Origin of the sequence: Cupriavidus sp. UYPR2.512, assembly GCF_000379565.1 — a bacterium.
Lineage (GTDB): Bacteria > Pseudomonadota > Gammaproteobacteria > Burkholderiales > Burkholderiaceae > Cupriavidus.
Genome location: NZ_KB902865.1, coordinates 15566 through 33484, shown reverse-complemented (window position 1 = coordinate 33484; position 17919 = coordinate 15566). Strand labels below are relative to the sequence as shown.

The window sequence follows — 17919 nt, the reverse complement described above, 5'->3', positions numbered from 1 at the left end:
AGTCTGTCCCGCCATGCGGGCACGAAGTCAGTTCCGCAGCGTTACGCCAGCAGCGTGCGTGGATCGGTGATGCGGCCGGTGACGGCGCTGGCGGCCACTGTCATCGGCGAGCCCAGCCACACGGCGCTGCCGGCGTCGCCCATGCGGCCGGAGAAGTTACGCGCCGTCGACGCAATCGCGCGGCTGCCCGCCGGGAAGCGCGCCGCGCCATAGCCGGCGCAGGCGCCGCAGGCGTTGGGCAGCAGCGTGGCGCCGGCGTCGGTCAGGATGCCAAGCGTGCCCTCCTGCTCGGCCAGCAGCTGGTCGCGGCGCGAGGCCGGCGCCACCTGCAGGGTCACGCCCGCGGCCACGCGGCGCCCGCGCAGCACGCGCGCGGCCATGCGCAGGTCTTCCAGCTTGGCGCCGGTGCAGGCACCCAGGTAGGCGATCTGCACGGGCTCGCCGGCGGCCTGGCCTACTGGCGCGCTGTTGGCGGGGGAGTGCGGCGCCGCCACCTGCGGAACCAGTGCCGCGGCATCGAAGCGGTGGGCGGCCAGCACCGGCGCGCCGGGGTCGGTGTGCCAGTGGGCCAGGTCGATCGCGGCCAGCGTCTGCGCCGGCACGCCGGCCTCGGCCAGCCAGCCGAGCGTGACCGCGTCGGGCGCCACCAGCCCGGTCTGCGCGCCCAGCTCGGCGCTCATGTTGGCCAGCGTCATGCGCTCCTGCATCGGCAGCGCGGCGACGGCGCTGCCGGCGTACTCCAGCGCCTCGTAGCGGCCGCCGCCCATGCCGAGCATGGCGCACAGGAACAGCATCATGTCCTTGGCGCAGACGCCCAGTGCAAGCTGGCCGTCCCATTGCAGCCGGATGGTATGGGGCACGCGCAGCCAGATCTCGCCGGTGGCCAGCACGCCGGCCATCTCGGTCGCGCCCACGCCGAACATATAGGCGCCGAACGCGCCGCCGGTAGGGCTGTGGCTGTCGCCACCGACAATCAGGCGGCCCGGCAGCACATGGCCGCGCTCGGGCAGTACCACATGGCAGATGCCTTCGGCGTCGATGAAGTGGGCGCCGGACTGGCGCGTCCAGTCGCGCGTGAAGCGCAGGATCGACTCGGCCTGGGCATCGCCGCCCGGCACGAAATGGTCGGTCGCCACCACGTAGCGCGACGGGTCCCAGACCCCGGTGCCAAGCGCTTCCAATAGCGGCGCCACGCGGCGCGGGCCGCTGGAGTCGTGCGACATCGCCAGGTCGACCCGGCAGATCACGATCGAGCCAATCTCCGCGTGCGCCAGCCCGGCGGCGCGCGCCACCAGCTTCTGCGCCAGCGTGGCGGGGGCGTGGCTCATTCCGGCGAGGCTCCCGAATACCTGACCACGGCGGCCCAGCGCCTGACGTCCTGCTTCACGAACGCGGCGAAGGCGTCGGGCGGCGTGCCCATCGGCTGCGCGCCGTCGTTCTCCAGGCGCTTGCGCACCGCGGGCGTTTCCAGCCCCTTGCGCGCGGCCTGGTACAGCGCCTGCGTGACGTCGTGCGGCATGCCGGCCGGACCGAACAGGCCGAACCATGCGCTCGACTCGAACCCCTTCACGGTGGCGCCGATCGGCGCCGCGCCCGGGAACTGCGGCAGCGGCGCGGGGCTGGTCACGCCCAGCACCTTGAGCTTGCCCGCGCGCACATGCGGCAGCACGTTGATGGTGCTGGCGAACATCAGGTCGCACTGGCCCGCCAGCACGTCGGTCAGCGCGGGCGAGGTGCCCTTGTACGGAATGTTGACGATGTAGGTGCCGGTCATCATCTTGAACATGTCGCCGGCCATGTGCAGCGACGAGCCCACCGAGCCGATGGCAAAGTTCAGCTTGCCCGGTTCGGAACGCGCCAGGCGGATCAGCTCGGGCACATTGCTGGCCGACAGCTTTGGCGTGGCCACCAACACGCTCGGCACGGTGGCCACCAGCGTGATCGGGGTGAAGTCCTGCACCGGGTCGAACGGCAGCTTCTTGTACAGCGTGGCGTTGATGGTATGGCTGGTGAAGCTCATCAGCAGCGTGCTGCCGTCTGGCGCGCTCTTGGCAACCAGGTCGGCGGCGATATTGCCGCCGGCGCCGGGACGGTTCTCGACCACCACCGGCTGGCCGAGCTCCTGGGTCATTTCCTGGGCGATGGTGCGCGCCAGCGTGTCGGTGGTGCCGCCAGCAGGCGCACCCACCAGGATCCGGATCGGCTTGCCGCCGGCCACCTGGGGTTGCCCCTGGGCGGCGGCGGACAGCGGCAGAGCCAGCGCGCACGCGGCCAGGCTGGCCATGGCCAGTCGCTGCACCGCGGCGCGGCAGGGGATCGAAGGCAAACGGGTCGGGCTGGACGGGACCAGGCGGAACACTGGCATGGCGACGGCTCCTCGCTTGATGTGATCAGGGATGCGCAGTATCGCCCGGAACGTAATGTGGCGCATCCCTTGCAGCGCCGCCAGCGGGAAGCTGGCGGCGGTCCGCGGGGTCAGTCGCGCAGGCCCGGGCGGGTCTCGCTTTCCACCCAGACGTTGGCGCTGTCCACGCCGGCCGGCGACAACTCCATCCGGTACTCATAGCGGTCCGGACGGTATTGGCCGAGCAGCAGCTGCACCGGGCGCCCGGCCTGGTCCTTGACCACGCGCCGCACCGCCAGCAGCGCGCCGCCTACCGGCACGTCCAGCAGCGGCGCCACCACCACGTCGGCCAGGCGCGCGGACAGTACCTGGGTGGCACGGCCCAGCTTCACGCCGCCGGCCTCCAGCAGGCGCAGCACCGGCCGCTCTTCCAGGGACTGGCGCGTGATCGGCCGGCCCAGGTCGGCGGGCAGGTAGACCGTGATATGCGACAGCGGCCGGTTGCGGTAGTGGCGCACGCGCACGATCTTCACCACCGGATCGCCCGGCTCGATCTGCAGCGATTCGGCCACGTCGGGCGTGGCATGGACTTCGTCGATCGAGATCACCTTCACCGACGTCTTCTGGCCCATGTCGATGATGTTGTCGAGCAGGCTGGTGCCGCGTTCCTCGCCGGCCGCCGCCGCCGGACGCACCGGATGCGGATTGACGAAGGTGCCAAGCCCGCGGTGGCGGCGCACCAGGCCCTCTTGCACCAGGCGGTCGAACACGCGCCGCATGGTCACGCGCGAGGCGTGGAACTGCTTGGCCAGGTCGATCTCGCCTGGCAAGGGGCCCTGGCCGAAGCGGCCTTCCACGATCTGCTGGCGCAATACCACGTAAATCTGGTGATACAGGGGAACGACGGCTTCACTCATGGTTTCCCTTGTGGAGAGATGACAAGTCTGTAATGCCTCTAATGTACTTTAAATCAGACATAGAGCCTAGCGTGGATAGCCGCAGTGGCGCTTGCGGACAACGGCGCCGGCGCAATGTTGCAGCGACGCATCCCGTTTCCGCCAGAGCCCTGTGGCCATGGCTCCGGTGCATGTGAAGTTGGTTTGCCGCCGCTGCATCGAAGAGAAGGGGCGATAACGCCGGTGCGGTGGGACCTGGCTTGCGCCGTGAGGCGAAAACAGAACATGGGGCCGGCGCCGCTGCAAGGTGGCACGCCTTACACGGGCAGCGGTGACGGTACCTCGGTGTCGTGTTTCAGCCCCGATACGTACGGGCGCGCCTCGGGAAAAACTGACTGTCTGAATAAGACACTGAAAAGTAAGACCTTTTTTGACCACTACGGACCCCGCCCAAGCGGGCTGGGTGCGGCCGTGTCACAGCGGTGTGACATGTCGTCTGCCGTGCACAGCGGCCCGGGCGGCTGGCGATTGCTTAAAGCCGCGGAAAGTTCCCGTCAGGTTGCCGGGCGGCCTTGAAATACAAGGAGTTGGCGCCTCAGGTGGCGCAGCTGGCACCGATTATGCGCAGGGGGAGTCTGGTTTGGCAGGGTGCCGGACCTAACCTCCAGCCGTCGTTCGGCACGAGCGCCGGCCGGAGGCTGAGCCGCTGTGACATCTTCCTGGGAGCTTCGTATGAATAAGACCTTACTGGCATCGGCGATTGCGCTGGCATTTGGCGCTGGCCAAGCCTTGGCGAACCCGACCAACAACGCCGACGATAGCGGGACCACTAATACCCAAAACGCGACCGCGACTTCCACGCAGAACGGCAGTGGCCCCGCAGCCAATGAAAACGCAGTTGCTGTGCAGGCCAATGACAGCAGCACCACCACGAGAACCAGTACCCGGACCTCAACCCGGACCAGCACAAATACCAACTCCAAGAACCGCACAGATCAGGATATGAGCGGCTATGGCAATGCGGCCGCGGCCAATGGCAGCACGGCTACCGCCAACTTCTCCAACGCGTTCAATACGAGCAAGGCGCTGGCGATCAGCAAGCTGGAGGGCTATGTATCCGGTAACACCATCGCAGCGATGGGCAACCGTGCCGGCAACTGGGGTGACGTCAATGGCGGCCTCGGTGGCAAGGGCGGCAGGGGCATTGGCGGCGTCGGCAACGGCGGCAACGGCGGCAACGGCGGCAACGGCGGCAACGGCGGGAGCGGCGGCAGCGCCACCAACGGCAGCGCCACCAACGGCGCAGCCACCAACTATGGCGCACGCGCGGGTAGCGGCGGCGACGGCGGCACTGCGACTGGCTCGGCTGGCGATGGCGGCAATGCCAGGTCGGCTGGCGGCGACGCGCTCAGCGCGGCGGCCACCCGGGGCGGCAGCGGCGGCGACGCTATTGGCGCGGGCGGACGCGCTCTGAGCGCTTCGCTTGGCGCCGGCGGTCGCGGCGGCAGTGCACTCGGTGCCAGCCTTGGCCTGGGCGGCGCTGCGGGCTCGACAGGTGGGTCCAGCGGCAACGGTGGCGCCGGTAACGACACGGTCGGCGCGGGCGGGGCAGCCGGTGCAGCGACTGCCGCCGGTTCTGCCGGCGCGGGCACGGGGACTGGCGGTGCGGGCGGCGCCGGAACGTCGGCGGCTAGCGCAACCGGCGGTGCCGGCTCCGGTACCGGCGGTGCGGGTGGCGCAGGCGGCACAGGAACCTCGACGGCCACGGGTGGCGCGTCCACCAGCACGGGCGGCGGTGGCGGCTCGCAAGCGAGCGTTGGCGGTGCGGGCGGCGCAGGTGGTGCGGCCACGAACGGCAGCGCTTCGAGTTCGGCGACCAACGGTAGCGCCACGGCTGGCAATGGTGCGACGGGTGCTGTCGGTGCTACCGGTGGCGCTGGCGGCGTTGGCAACGGCGGCACCGGCAACGGTGCAGTCGGCGGCGCTGGCGGAGCTGGCGGAACCGTGGCGGTCTCTGCCGGCACATTCAGCCTGTCCAACGTGATGACCAGCGTCGGCCAGACCGCCGCGGGCATCATGGTCGCCAACCAGAACCTTGGCGCAGCTTCGCTGGTTCAACAGAGCGTCAACGTGCAGGCCAACCTGACCGTCGGCCACTAAGACGTGAGCCGGGCCGGCCGGCCAGCCATATCCAGCCTCTGACGGATGGGCGGGCCGGTCGGTGCCGGTGCAAGTCTTCAAGCCGACAGGGGGCATCCCGGCGAGCGATTCGCGCAGGGATGCCTGCCTGGCACAACCTGTAAGTTCCGCCGCGGCTGGCCGGATGGGGCTGGCCGCGGCGGGCATGGAGGAGACGCATCATGCAACCGATTCACACTGCTGTCACGGCGCTGACAGCAGCATTTCTGGCCTGGCCGTTCATGCAGGCTCAGGCAGGACCGCTGGCGGGCGATGCCGCCGTGCCAGCGCCTGTCGCTGCGGTGACCCCGGCGGCGAGCAATCCTTTTGGCTCGGCCGCGGTCGCTGTCGCGAGCGACAAGCTTGATGGCGTGCGCGGTGGTGCGGAGGTGGTGGTCAACGACATGCGGCTGCATGGCACGGTGGCGGACAACGCCGCGGTCCATACGCTGTCCGGCACCAACATGATCACGGAAGGCGCCTTCGCGAATTCGGCGGGCATCCCGACCGCCATCCAGAACTCGGGCAACAACGTGTTGATCCAGAACGCCACCATCGTCAACGTCCAGTTCAAGTGATGAAGATGCTTCAACGACTGCTGCGGGCGCTGCCCTTTGTCCTGGCCCTGGGCGGTACCCCGCCGGCACTGGCTGACCGGGTCAGCATCTACGGGCCTGTCGGCGAGTATTACAGCGTGCCGGTAACAAGCCTGCGCGAAGCACGCTTCAAGACCACGATCCGCCAGCAATACGATTTCAGCTGCGGCTCGGCCGCGGTGGCAACCCTGCTGACCTACCAGTACGGGCAACCGGTCAGCGAGGAACTGGTTTTTGCCAACATGTTCGTCAATGGCGACCGGGCCAAGATCCGGGAGGAGGGATTCTCCCTGCTGGATATGAAGCGCTATCTGGCGTCGCAGGGGTTCCTGGCCGACGGGTATGAACTGCCGCTGTCGAAGCTCGAGGAAACAAAGATCCCCGCGATCGTGCTGATCGTCGAGAACGGCTACCACCATTTCGTGGTGGTGAAAGGCGTCAGCGGCGATCGCGTGCTGATCGGCGATCCGGCGCGCGGCACGCGCTCCATCTCGCGCGAACACTTCGAGAGCATCTGGGAAAGCCAGTTGCTGTTCGTGATCCATAACCGGACCGAGCAGGCCCGGTTCAACCTGGCGGCCGACTGGCGCGTAGCGCCATCAGGCCCTTACTGGATGGGAGTCAACCGGGACAGCCTGTTCTTCACCGTCATGCCAAAGCATGGCGCCAGCGATTTCTGAGGAACACATCATGTTCGAGACATCCGCCCCGAATACCACCGCCTGCCGCAGCAGGGGAGCCGGTACGGCGACTGCAGCGGTCCTGTTCGGCGCCGGCATGGCATGTGCCAGCGCCGCGCAGGCGAGCGAGCAGCCGCTGCCGGACGCCCTTGACGCGGCCGCGGTTCCTGCACAGACTGTATTGGACACGCAAGAGAACAAGCAAGACCAAGCACTGGCTGCCGCTACCCATGGCAGCATGGCTGGCTGGAAACCGGTCTCCGAAGACAAGCTGGATGAAATGCGCGGCGGCTTTGACGCCGGCGGACTGCAGGTCTCGTTCGGAATCGAACGCGCGGTGTATGTCAATGGAGCCCTGGTGGTGGCCACGAGCATTAACATACCGGACATTGCGCGCATCACCAGCGACCAGGCCACGAAGCTGGCTTCTGCACTCGGGCCGGCCATTGTGAGCAATACGTATGCTGACGTGAACAGCGCGATGGCGGGCAACCCGGCCACGGCGGGCGTTCAGCTAGGCAGCAATGGAAGCAGCAGCGCAGGTGCAGCGGGAACGGCGGTGGCATCGAACGGAGCATCGGCAAGCAGCGCCGGTGCGGCCGGCCTGCCGTCAACCGCGGTGACGACGCCAACCGGCCAGGTCGTTACCAACGGGCTGCTGGCGGTAATCCAGAACGGCGCGGGCAATTCCGCGGCGGTGGCCAATGGAACGTCGCCGATGACCGTAATCCAGAACACCTTGAACAACCAGAGTATCCGGAGCCTGATGACAATCGACACGAGTGTGAATACGCTCCAGGCATTCCGGTCACAGGTCGCCAACGCAACGCTGAACAACGTGCTGCTGCGAGCCGCCAGCATGAGGTAGGAGTAGCCGTAACCGTTGCTTTGACGCGCAGGAGGTAGCGCGCGCCTGCAAGATCCAGTCTGCCGTCCCGGGGGAGGAAGACGTCATGAAGAAGCGGTCGATGCAGGGCATCCGCAGCGCCGGGTGCTCGACGTTGCTGTTGCTTGGAGGCCTGGCGCACGCCCAGACCACACTCGAGGCGGGGCCACCTTCCGCCGGGCTGGAATCCTTGCAGAACCAGTTGGCCGAGCAGGCCAGCCAGCTCGACGCCATGAAGCGCGCGCTCGCCGAGCAGGAAGCGTTGATCCGTGAGCTGCGCAGCGTGATTGGGCCGGAGGTGCTGTCCCGCAAGCGCGGCGGCGCCGGGCCCGGCGTCACGCCGATGGATAACGCCACCAACGCCGCGGCCGCCGCGGCCGGCTCCAGCGCAACGCAGGGCGTGCCCAATGCGGTCACGTCGCCGCAGGCGACCCAGGGAGACCAGCCGCAGCAGGGCGAATCGACGTACCAGCAGGTGGTCGCGGACGAGCCGGTGGGCAGGCCGCCCGAGCGCGATACGCGCCCGCCCGAAATCGCGCCGATCACGGAACAGCCGGGCGTACTGACGGCGCAGGGCAAGCTCGTGATCGAACCCGGCTTCCAGTACGGCTATTCGTCGAACAACCGCGTGGCGCTGGTCGGCTATTCGATCATCCCGGCCCTCCTTATCGGCCTGATTGACGTGCGTGAGGTCAAGACCTCGACTTACATCCCATCGGTTGCGTTCCGCTACGGCATCACCAAGCGGCTGGAGATCGAAGCCAAGGTACCCTATGTGCATAGCTCCGGTTCCACCGTCAGCCGCGAAGTGTTCACCGGTACCGCAGTCGACCGCGTGTTCAATGCCAGCGGCAGCGGCATTGGCGATGTCGAGGCGACGGTGCGCTACCAGCTCAACTATGGCAGCGAGAAGCTCCCCTACTTCATCGGCTGGCTGCGCTACAAGTCGAATACCGGCAAGGATCCGTTTGAAGTTGTCACCGACTGCGTGACGCGCTGCGTGGGTAATGCCACCGGCACCGGCCTGCCGCTGGGGCTGCCAACCGGCACCGGCTTCCAGGCGATCCAGCCCGGCATCACCTGGCTGCTGCCGACTGACCCGGCCGTGTTCTTCGGCACCTTCAGCTATCTGCACAACTTCGCGCGCGACAACGTGAGCCGCACCGTGCTGAACGGCGAGAAGGAACCGCTGGGCAAGATCGCGCCGGGTGACATCTTCGAGTTCAGTTTCGGCATGGGCCTGGCGCTGAACGAGCGCGCTTCATTCAGTATTGGCTATGACCAGAGCATCATCTGGCCGACCAAGCAGAACGGCCAGACCGTGCCGGGCTCGGTGCGCGTGACCCAGGGCACCTTGCTGGTGGGCTATTCGTACCGCTTCAACAACCGCTACACGCTGAACCTTTCAGTGGGTGCGGGGCTGACCCGCGACACCCCCGACCTTCAGGTGAATGTGCGCCTGCCGATCACTTTCTGATGCGCTTTTCCACGCATTTCCGTCCGACGTGACGCGTGCCCCGCATGTGCGGGGCACGCGTGCGCATCACATCCGCGGACAGGGTGCGCAGGCGCGGAAACGCGCCTTGCGCTGGCCCCTTGAACGGCGTACAAAGAAATAACCCCGCGCCGCCAGCGGTACTTTCTCACCAGGTTCAAACTCACTGTGGCGCGGCCTGAAAAAGGAGAGAGACATGCGCAAACGCATCTTCTGGTTGTTGCCAGACCTGGCGAGTGCCCGCCGCACCATGGACGACCTGCTGCTGGCCCGCCTCGAGAACCGCCACATCCACTTCGTGGCGCGCGACGGCTCCGACATGACGGGCCTGCATGAAGCCAACCTGTTCCAGACCTCCGACATCGTGCATGCCGCCGAGATGGGCCTGATGGTGGGCGGCGGCGTGGGCGTCGTGGCCGGCGTGGTGGTAGCGATGTTCCCGATCGTCAGCGACACCCCGCAGTGGGGCCTCGTCGGCGTGCTGGCGGTGCTGGGCGCGGTGTTTGGCGCATGGGCTTCAAGCATGATCGGCAGCTCGGCACCCAACAGCCGGCTGCGTGCATTCGAGAAGGACATCGAGGCCGGCAAGATCCTGCTGATGGTCGACGTTCCGCGCGGCCGTGTCGAGGAAATCGAAACCCTGCTCGCGAACGCGCATCCGGAAGCCAGCTTTGCCGGGTTGGACCCGGCTGTGCCGGCTTTCCCCTGAGCCGTCGGCTGATCGCCGCCGGTTGTCGTTCGGCGCTCTCGCATCTCTTTCCGCGCGCCCTTGCGGCGCGCCCTGACGCGCATCCTTTAGCGCGCCCCGGCTCACACCGGAACTGCCTGCGCGGTTCCGGTGTGATGCCGCTGCAACACTCCGATTTTTCCCAGTTTGCCCCCATGAGACGCATGCGGTAACTTGCATGACGGCGCACGGTCGTGCATGCCGTGCCGCAATAAAACGATGAAATCAGCCGGACAGGCGCAAGGGGGTCGAGACAATGAAAGCAAAATGGATCGCGTGCGGCATGCTGGCCGCCACGCTGGGATGGGCCGCGCAGACGGCCCTGGCGGAACCGGGCGTGACCCGCAACACCATCCGCATCGGCCAGTCGGCCGGCGTAACCGGTCCGGTGGCCGGTTCGGTCAAGGAGCAGATTGCCGGCGCGCAGGTGTACCTGCGCACCATCAACGCCAGCGGCGGCGTGGCCGGGCGGCGCATCGAACTGGTGACCCTCGATGACGGCTTCGATGCCAAGCGCACGCCGGACAATGTGCGCAAGCTGATCGACGAGGACAAGGTGTTCGCGCTCTTCATGGTGCGCGGCACGCCGCAGAACGAAAGCATCCTGCCCATCATCGCCGCGCAGAAGGTGCCGCTGGTGGCGCCGCTGACCGGCGCCATCACGCTGCACCGGCCGGTGAACCGCTACGTGTTCAACGTGCGCGCCAAGTACCAGGACGAGGTGGCGCGCGCGATCAACCACCTGGCCACATCGGGCATGAGCCGCATCGGCATCTTCTACGCCAACGACGGCTTTGGCCGGGACGTGCTCGAAGGCTACAGCACCGCGTTGCAGGCGCGCGGCGTGCAGCCGGCGGCGACGGCAAGCTTTGCCCGGCCCATGGGCGACATCACCCAGAGCGTGGCCGCCATGAACAAGGCCAACCCGCAGGCGGTATTGGTGATCGGCTCGGGCTCCGAGGCGGCGCGCATCATCCGCGAGCTGCGCCGCGCCGGCAGCGAGGCACAGTTCGTCACGCTGTCCAACAATGCGGCCGATTCCTTTATCCGTGAACTGGGCGACGACGCGCGCGGGCTGATCATCACGCAGGTGGTGCCGGGCACCAACTCCAGCCAGATGACGCTGGCCAGCGAATACCGCAGCCTGGCCAAGCAGCAGGGCGTGGAGCCGTCCAACGCCGGCATGGAGGGCTTCATGTCGGCCAAGGTGCTGGTCGAAGGGCTGCGCCGCGCCGGCCCCGACCTGACGCGCGAGCGCCTGGTCACGGCGCTGGAAGGCATGCGCGACTATGACCTTGGCGGCATCCTGATCAGCTACAGCGCCGAGCGCCATACCGGCTCGTCGTTCGTGGAAATGTCGATCGTCTCGTCCACCGGCAAGCTGATCCGCTGAAACCCGCGGGCAGGGGGCTGCGGTATAGTCCCCCGCATGGCTACTCCTACCCCTTTCCCCGATTCCCGTACCCCGTTCTCGCTGCACGGCCGCGTGGCGCTGGTGACCGGCGGCGCGCAGGGCCTGGGCCTGGCGATTGCCGCCGGGCTGGCCGATGCCGGTGCCCATGTGCTGGTGGTGGCGCGCAATGCGCAGCGCGTGCAAGAGGCCGTCGCCGCGCTAGCCGCGCGCGGCGGCAGCGCCGAGGCGCTGGTGCTCGATATCACCGATGAAGCCGCCGTGGCGGCCGCGTTCGATCGCATCGACGCCGCCCATGGCCGGCTCGATATCCTCGTCAACAACGCCGGCGCGCGCCACCGCAGCACCATGGCACAGCTCGATGCCGGCGACCTGCGCGCCATGCTCGAGACCAACCTGGTGGCGCCCTACGCGCTGTGCCGGCTCGCCGCGCAGCGCATGCGCCGAGGCGACTACGGACGCATCGTCAATGTGAGCTCGATCGCGGGCCAGGTCGCGCGCGCCGGCGACGTGCTCTACCCCGCCACCAAGGGCGGCCTGGATGCGCTCACGCGCGCCATGGCGGCCGACCTGGGGCGGCACGGCGTCACCGTCAACGCGATCGCCCCGGGCTACTTCGCCACCGAGCCCAACCAGGCCATGGTCGAGGACGAGAGCGTGGCCGAGTGGCTGCGCCAGCGCACCTCGCTGGGCCGCTGGGGCCAGCCGCAGGAAGTGGCGGGTGCGGTGGTGTTCCTGGCGTCGCCGGCCGCATCCTATGTCACCGGGCAGGTGCTGGCCGTCGATGGCGGCTATCTCGGGCACTTCTGAGAGGCCCCGCCGGCAGCAAAGCGTACCCAATTCTGCGTGCCGCTCTTGCCGGGTTCTCAGCGCCGCGCGGGCGGCTTGCCGCCGCGGTAGAACGCCTGCAGGCAGTCGATCAGCGCGGCTGCCGCGGCCGAGTCGCCGCGGTCCTTGAGCCGTACCAGGCAGATATCGCGCACCAGCGACGGCAGGTGCAGCGGCCGGATCGCCAGTCCCTCGCGCCGGAACTGAAAGAGCGCCAGCGACGGCACCGCGCTCACGCCCAGCCCCGCCTGCACCAGGGCCGCCACCGTCGCCAGGTGCTCCACCTCCATCACGCTGGTCAGGCGCAACGGATGCAGCGCGGCGTCCAGGTGCTGGCGCACGCTGGTCGTGCGCGACAGCTGGATAAACGGCAGGCCCGCCAGCATCTGCGGCGTGATGCGGCGCTTGCGCGCCAGCGGATGGTCCGCCTGGCACACCAGGTGGAAGGTGTCGCGCACCAGCGGCTCCACGCGCAGGTCGTCGTCCTGGGCCGGTGCCGGGGCCAGCGCAAGGTCGGCGCGGCCCTGGCGGACCAGTTCGATGCAGCCGTCGGCCAACTGGTCGAACAGCTCCAGCACAATGCCCGGATAAAGCGCGCGGAACTGCGCCAGCAGCGGCGGCAAGTCGCCGGCGGCCAGCGACGGCAGCGCCGCGATCGACACGCGCCCCTTGCGCCGCTCGGCGTGCGCGCGCAGGTCCTCGAACGCGGTTTCGAAGTCGGCGAGCAGCCGGCGCGCAGTCTGCTCGAAGCGCACGCCGTCGCTGCTCAGCTCCACGTGCCGCGTGGTGCGCTCGAACAGCCGGCTGCCGGCTTGTTCCTCCAGCGTCTGCACCAGCGCGCTGAAGGCCGATTGCGACAGGTGGCAGGCGCGCGCCGCGCGGGTGAAATTGCGGTAGGTGGCCAGCGCCACGAAGGCGCGCAGGTGCTTGACCGAGAGGTTCATGGGGCCTGGCGGATTTATCCAGCAAGTCGATAGATTAATCCAAATAATCCGTTTTTTGGCTGGACGTACCCGTCCTAGAATGGGGTCGACCCCACCAAATAACCTGCCCCGACCATGACTGCTCCCTTGCTGATCGGCTCCGGCGCCGGCTTCTCCGGCGACCGTACCGATGCCGCGCTGCCGGTGGTACGCACGCTGATTGCCTCCGGCCAGCCATCTGCGCTGATCTTCGAGACCCTGGCCGAGCGCACGCTGGCGCTGGCGCAGCTGGCGCGGCGCAACGATCCCGCGCAGGGTTACGAGCCGCTGCTCGATGCGCTGCTGGTGCCGGTGCTGGGCCTGTGCCTGCAACACCGCATTCCCATCGTCGGTAATTTCGGCGCCGCCAATCCGCGCGCCGCGGCGCGGCGCGTGCTGCAGCTGGCGCAGGAACGGGGCCTGCCCGCGCCGCGCGTGGCAGTCGTGGAGGGCGATGACCTGTCCGACGAAGCGGGGCGCGCGCGCTTGCACGGCATGCTTGGCGATGCCTTTGACGCCCGTCGCTTCGTCTGCGCCAACGCCTATATCGGCGCGCAAGGCATAGCCGAGGCGATCACTGCCGGTGCCCAGGTGGTGGTGTGCGGGCGGGTGGCCGATCCGGCGCTGGCCGTGGGGCCGGCAATGGCGCACTTTGGCTGGTCGTGGGACGACTGGGACCGGCTGGCCGCCGCCACCATGGCCGGCCACCTGCTGGAATGCGGGGCGCAGGTCACCGGCGGCTACTTTGCCGATCCCGGCATGAAGGATGTGCCCGACGTGCATGCGCTGGGCTTCCCGATCGCGCAGCTCGATGCCGACGGCGGCATCGAGATCTTCAAGGCCGCCAATACCGGCGGCTGCGTGGACCTGCGCACAGTCAAGGAACAGCTGCTGTATGAGGTCCACGACCCGGCCGCCTACCTGACGCCGGACGTGGTGGCCGACATCGGCGCCGTCACCGTGGCGCAGCCCGGCCCGGACCGGGTGGCGGTGCGCAATGTGCGCGGCCATCCCCGGCCGGCGCAGCTCAAGGCCAATGTGTTCAGCCACGGCGGCTGGCTGGCCGAGGGCGAGATCTCGTACGCCGGCCCCAATGCCGCCGCCCGCGCGCGGCTGGCCGCCGACATCCTGCGCCGGCGCATGCAGCTGCTGGGCCATGACGTGCCCATCCGCTTCGACCTGATCGGCGTGCTCAGCGTGCTGGCCGACGATGGCGGTGCCATGTTCGCCCAGCGCCAGCCGCATGAGCAAGCGGCGCAGGACGTGCGCCTGCGCGCCGCGCTGGCGCATGACGACCTGGCGGTGGCGCAGGCCCTGCAGCGTGAGGTCAATGCACTCTATACCTGCGGCCCGGCCGGCGGCGGCGGCGTGCGCACTACGCAGCGCGCGCGCCTGAATGCGGTGTCGTGCCTGGTGCCGCGCGAGGCCGTGACGGCCACGCATACCTTCATCGCCTGAGGAGGTCCGACCATGACTGACACTGCTGCGCTCTACCAGTTCGCCCACGGCCGCACCGGCGACAAGGGCAACCGTTCCAACATCAGCGTGATCGCCTACGACCCGCGCGACTACGACCATCTGGTCGCGCACGTGACCGAGGACGCCGTGCGCGCGCTGTTCCGCGAGCGCCGGCCCACGGCCGTCACGCGCTACCTGGTGCCGTCGCTGCAGGCGATGAACTTCGTCCTCGACGGCGTGCTCGATGGCGGCGTCAACGACGCGCTCAACCTCGACACGCACGGCAAGGCGCTGTCGTTCCGCCTGCTGCAGCTTGAGATCCCTGTGCCGCCGCGGCTCGCGTCCGGCACCGCGGATAGCCACTGATCCATCGCTTCACACCGACAACGATTTCCAGAGGAGACAACGATGTACCCATTTCTCAAGCCACTGGCCGTTGCCGCGCTTGCGCTGAGCCTGCCTGCGGGGCAGGCCTGGGCCGAGTTCCCGGACAAGCCGATCCGCTTCGTGGTGCCGTTCGCCGCCGGCAGCGCCACCGACCAGCTGGCGCGCGCCATCGGCCAGGCCATCACCGTGGACAGCAAGGCCACCGTGGTGGTCGACAACAAGCCGGGTGCCAATGGCTTCATCGCCGCGTCGGACGTGGCCAAGGCCGCGCCGGACGGCTACACCGTGCTGATCAGCACCAACACCACGCATGCGGCCAACGAGCACCTGTTCAAGAAGCTGCCCTACGACCCGGTCAAGGACTACGCGCCGATCACCGCGCTGGGCCGCGGCGGCCAGATCATGGTGGTCAACCCGCAGGTGCCGGCCAAGACCGTGGGCGAGTTCATCGCGCTGGCAAAACAGCAGCCGGGCAAGCTCAGCTTCGGCAGCGGCAGCTCGTCGTCGCGCATTGCCGGCGAGCTGTTCCAGCAGATGGCGCATGTGGAGTTGCTGCACGTGCCGTACAAGAGCAACCCGCTGGCCATCACCGACCTGCTCGGCAACCAGATCCAGATGATGATCACCGACACGGCCACCGGCCTGCCGCAGGTCAAGAGCGGCAAGCTGCGCGCGCTGGGTGTGTCGGGCAAGACGCGTTCGCCGCTGGCGCCGGACGTGCCCACCATCGACGAAGCCGGCGTCAAGGGCTACGAGATGAGCTACTGGTTCGCGGCCTATGCGCCCGCCGGCACGCCGCAGCCGGTGGTGGCGAAGCTGAATGCGATGATGGTCAAGGCCGCACGCGGCGATACCGCGGCCGGCTTCTACAAGTCGACCGGCACGGAGGTGTTCACCAGCACGCCCGCGGAGCTGGCGAAGTTCCAATTGCAAGAGTCCGGCAAGTGGGGACGCATCATTAAGGCGGCGAATATCCAGCCCGAGTGAACGCAAGGCAGCGCAAGCTCCCATGCATGGAAAACGGGGCCAGACGGCCCCGTTTTTTACGCAGAAGTAGGTACGCTTTGGTGCTTCCGGCCTTGATGGACAAGGGCCGGCTAAGATTAGGCCCTGGCCGCGCGCCTTGCGGCTCAAGTCTTCTCCTCGACAACACCAACCAGAACAGGATCAGGATATGAAGCAGCAGTCCATGGTGCGCCATGCAACCTTCCGCCCGGGCCAGCGCCCGGCGCTGCGCCGGGCCATACTGGGTGCCGCCATTGGCGTCGCCATGGGGGCCGCGGCACTGCCCGCGGGCATGGCCGGCGCGCAGACCACGCCGCCGGCGCAGCAGAAGACCCAGGTGCCGGGCTACTACCGCATGATGGTCGGCCAGCTGGAAGTCACGGCGCTCTATGACGGCTACATCGACCTGGACCCGAAGATCCTCAAGTACACCAGCGCGCGCGAGGTGCAGAGCCTGCTGGCGCGGATGTTCGTCGAATCGACGCCGGGCATGCAGACCGCGGTCAACGCCTACCTGATCCATACCGGCAGCCACCTGGTGCTGGTCGATACGGGTGCGGCGGGCTGCTTCGGGCCGACGCTGGGGCGCATCGGCGAAAACCTGCGCGCGGCGGGCTACGCGCCGGAACAGATCGACACCGTGCTGCTGACCCACCTGCACGGCGACCACGCCTGCGGCCTGGCCGCCAACGGCAAGGCGGCGTTCCCGAACGCAACCGTCTATGTCGACAAGGCCGATGCCGACTACTGGCTCAGCGAAGCCAATGCCGCCGCCGCGCCGAAGGCGGCGCAGGGCCTGTTCGCCATGGCGCGCGCCGCGGTCGCGCCGTACCAGGCGGCGCAGCGCTTGCGCCCCTTCAACGGCGGCGCCGGTGTCGAGCCCGTTCCCGGTGTGCGCGCGGTGCCGGCCAATGGCCATACTCCGGGCCACAGTGGCTACCTGTTCACCTCGGGCAAGGAAAGCCTGCTGCTGTGGGGCGATATCGTGCACAGTCACGCGGTGCAGTTTCGCCGCCCGCAGGTCGCGATCGAGTTTGACGTGGACAGCCACCAGGCCGTGATCACGCGCCAGCGCATCCTGGCCGATGCCGCCAAGGGCCGGCTGTGGGTAGGGGGCGCGCATATGCCCTTCCCAGGCCTTGGCCATGTGCGCCGCGATGCGGCGGGGTATGCGTGGGTGCCGGCCGAATTCGGGCCGGTCCGTAACGACCGGTAGCCGACCGGCAGGGCCGTTGCTTTTCGCCTAGAGTCATCCCAGCGTCCCGTATGACGTACGGGATGGATGGTCGTGTCCGCTGCGGAGGATTTGCGATGAACGCCAATGCGTCCCGCTTCGATTGCCCGCCGCCGCTGGCTTGGCGCCGGCGCGGCGGCCCTGGTGCTGGCCGTGCGCGCCCAGCCTGGCCCGTCGGCCAGCCGCGAGGCCGCCGCGCAGCGCATCGGCGTGATCGGCTCGGGCCGCATCGGCAGCACCGTGGGCGGGCTGTGGGTCAAGGCCGGACACCCGGTCCTGTTCTCGTCGCGGCACCCGGAGGCACTCAAGCCGCTGGTGGAAGAATTGGGTACGCTGGCGCGCGCCGGCACCGTGGCCGAGGCGATTGCGTTCTCTGACGTGCTGTTCCTGGCCACGCCCTATGGCGCGCTGCCGCAGCTCAGCCGCGACCATGCCGATGCCTGGCGGGGCAAGATCGTGCTCGATGCCACCAACGCCTATGAGCACCGCGATGGCCCGATCACCGAAGAGGCCAGGCGTGACGGCATCGGCATCACCACCGCGCGCTACCTGCGCGGCGCGCGCGTGGTGCGGGCCTTCAACTTCATGGGGGTGGCACAGTTTGCCAGCGAGCACCACCGGCGCGGCGGGCTGGTGGGGGGGCCTATCGCCGGCGACGACAAGGCCGCGCTCGACGTGGCCGCGCAGCTGGTGCGCGATACGGGATTCGAACCGGTGGTGGTCGGGCCGCTGGCGGGCGCGGATCGCTTCGCACCAGGCGGGCCGCTGTTCCGGCAGGTGGGTACGGCCGAGGCGTTCCGGCGCAAGATGGGCGCACGCTGATGCTGCGCCC

At 68.5% G+C, this 17919-nt stretch carries 17 protein-coding genes; 13 read left to right on the top strand and 4 right to left on the bottom strand.

Features of this window, described 5'->3' with window-relative positions:
* Positions 1-41: 41 nt before the first annotated feature.
* The 3 genes from A3A5_RS0106055 to A3A5_RS0106045 form a co-directional block, all read right to left on the bottom strand.
* Positions 42-1328 (bottom strand): 3-isopropylmalate dehydratase large subunit, encoded by a 1287-nt coding sequence (locus A3A5_RS0106055; RefSeq protein WP_018309718.1) that lies wholly within the window; start codon positions 1326-1328, stop codon positions 42-44.
* Positions 1325-2365, bottom strand: a complete 1041-nt coding sequence (locus A3A5_RS0106050; RefSeq protein ID WP_018309717.1) for a tripartite tricarboxylate transporter substrate binding protein — start codon at positions 2363-2365, stop codon at positions 1325-1327. Before A3A5_RS0106050 ends, A3A5_RS0106055 begins: the two co-directional genes overlap by 4 nt.
* 110 nt (positions 2366-2475) lie before the next feature.
* Positions 2476-3261 (bottom strand): GntR family transcriptional regulator, encoded by a 786-nt coding sequence (locus A3A5_RS0106045; RefSeq protein WP_018309716.1) that lies wholly within the window; start codon positions 3259-3261, stop codon positions 2476-2478.
* 711 nt (positions 3262-3972) lie between these two features.
* Between A3A5_RS0106045 and A3A5_RS0106040 the strand changes: the two genes are divergently transcribed.
* From A3A5_RS0106040 to A3A5_RS0106005, 8 genes are all read left to right on the top strand, one after another.
* A complete protein-coding gene (locus tag A3A5_RS0106040) occupies positions 3973-5400 on the top strand; it encodes a hypothetical protein (RefSeq protein ID WP_026200504.1) in 1428 nt (475 codons plus the stop codon).
* A gap of 200 nt (positions 5401-5600) precedes the next feature.
* Entirely contained in the window at positions 5601-5996 is a 396-nt protein-coding gene (locus A3A5_RS0106035) for a hypothetical protein (RefSeq protein ID WP_018309713.1), read from the top strand.
* Positions 5996-6694: a C39 family peptidase gene (locus tag A3A5_RS0106030; RefSeq protein ID WP_018309712.1), complete on the top strand. Its 699-nt coding sequence runs from the start codon at positions 5996-5998 to the stop codon at positions 6692-6694. The genes A3A5_RS0106035 and A3A5_RS0106030 overlap by 1 nt, the downstream gene beginning before the upstream one ends.
* A 10-nt stretch (positions 6695-6704) precedes the next feature.
* The gene (locus tag A3A5_RS0106025) at positions 6705-7562 is read left to right on the top strand and encodes a hypothetical protein (protein ID WP_018309711.1); all 858 of its coding nucleotides are present in this window, start codon (positions 6705-6707) and stop codon (positions 7560-7562) included.
* Between the two features lie 85 nt (positions 7563-7647).
* The gene (locus tag A3A5_RS0106020) at positions 7648-9057 is read left to right on the top strand and encodes an acetate kinase (protein ID WP_018309710.1); all 1410 of its coding nucleotides are present in this window, start codon (positions 7648-7650) and stop codon (positions 9055-9057) included.
* 214 nt (positions 9058-9271) lie between these two features.
* Positions 9272-9784, top strand: coding sequence for a hypothetical protein (locus A3A5_RS0106015; protein ID WP_018309709.1), 513 nt, complete (start codon positions 9272-9274; stop codon positions 9782-9784).
* A gap of 274 nt (positions 9785-10058) precedes the next feature.
* Positions 10059-11195 carry an ABC transporter substrate-binding protein gene (locus tag A3A5_RS0106010; protein WP_018309708.1) on the top strand — a complete coding sequence of 379 codons (1137 nt, stop codon included), beginning with the start codon at positions 10059-10061 and terminating at the stop codon, positions 11193-11195.
* 36 nt (positions 11196-11231) lie between these two features.
* Positions 11232-12023: an SDR family oxidoreductase gene (locus A3A5_RS0106005; protein WP_026200503.1), complete on the top strand. Its 792-nt coding sequence runs from the start codon at positions 11232-11234 to the stop codon at positions 12021-12023.
* Positions 12024-12079: 56 nt separating this feature from the next.
* Here A3A5_RS0106005 and A3A5_RS0106000 read toward each other — a convergent pair whose 3' ends face one another.
* Complete coding sequence (locus A3A5_RS0106000) at positions 12080-12985, bottom strand: LysR family transcriptional regulator (RefSeq protein ID WP_018309706.1); 906 nt, start codon at positions 12983-12985, stop codon at positions 12080-12082.
* A gap of 114 nt (positions 12986-13099) precedes the next feature.
* On the opposite strand from A3A5_RS0106000, the gene A3A5_RS0105995 reads away from it, so the two are divergent.
* The 5 genes from A3A5_RS0105995 (at position 13100) to A3A5_RS0105975 (ending at position 17909) form a co-directional block, all read left to right on the top strand.
* Positions 13100-14461 carry an acyclic terpene utilization AtuA family protein gene (locus A3A5_RS0105995; protein WP_026200502.1) on the top strand — a complete coding sequence of 454 codons (1362 nt, stop codon included), beginning with the start codon at positions 13100-13102 and terminating at the stop codon, positions 14459-14461.
* A gap of 12 nt (positions 14462-14473) precedes the next feature.
* On the top strand, positions 14474-14827 hold the full coding sequence (locus A3A5_RS0105990; protein ID WP_018309704.1) for a hypothetical protein: 354 nt from the start codon (positions 14474-14476) through the stop codon (positions 14825-14827).
* A gap of 42 nt (positions 14828-14869) precedes the next feature.
* Positions 14870-15835: a tripartite tricarboxylate transporter substrate binding protein gene (locus A3A5_RS0105985; protein WP_018309703.1), complete on the top strand. Its 966-nt coding sequence runs from the start codon at positions 14870-14872 to the stop codon at positions 15833-15835.
* A gap of 187 nt (positions 15836-16022) precedes the next feature.
* Complete coding sequence (locus A3A5_RS0105980; protein ID WP_018309702.1) at positions 16023-17069, top strand: MBL fold metallo-hydrolase; 1047 nt, start codon at positions 16023-16025, stop codon at positions 17067-17069.
* Positions 17070-17174: 105 nt separating this feature from the next.
* A complete protein-coding gene (locus tag A3A5_RS0105975) occupies positions 17175-17909 on the top strand; it encodes an NADPH-dependent F420 reductase (RefSeq protein ID WP_018309701.1) in 735 nt (244 codons plus the stop codon).
* Positions 17910-17919: the final 10 nt, after the last annotated feature.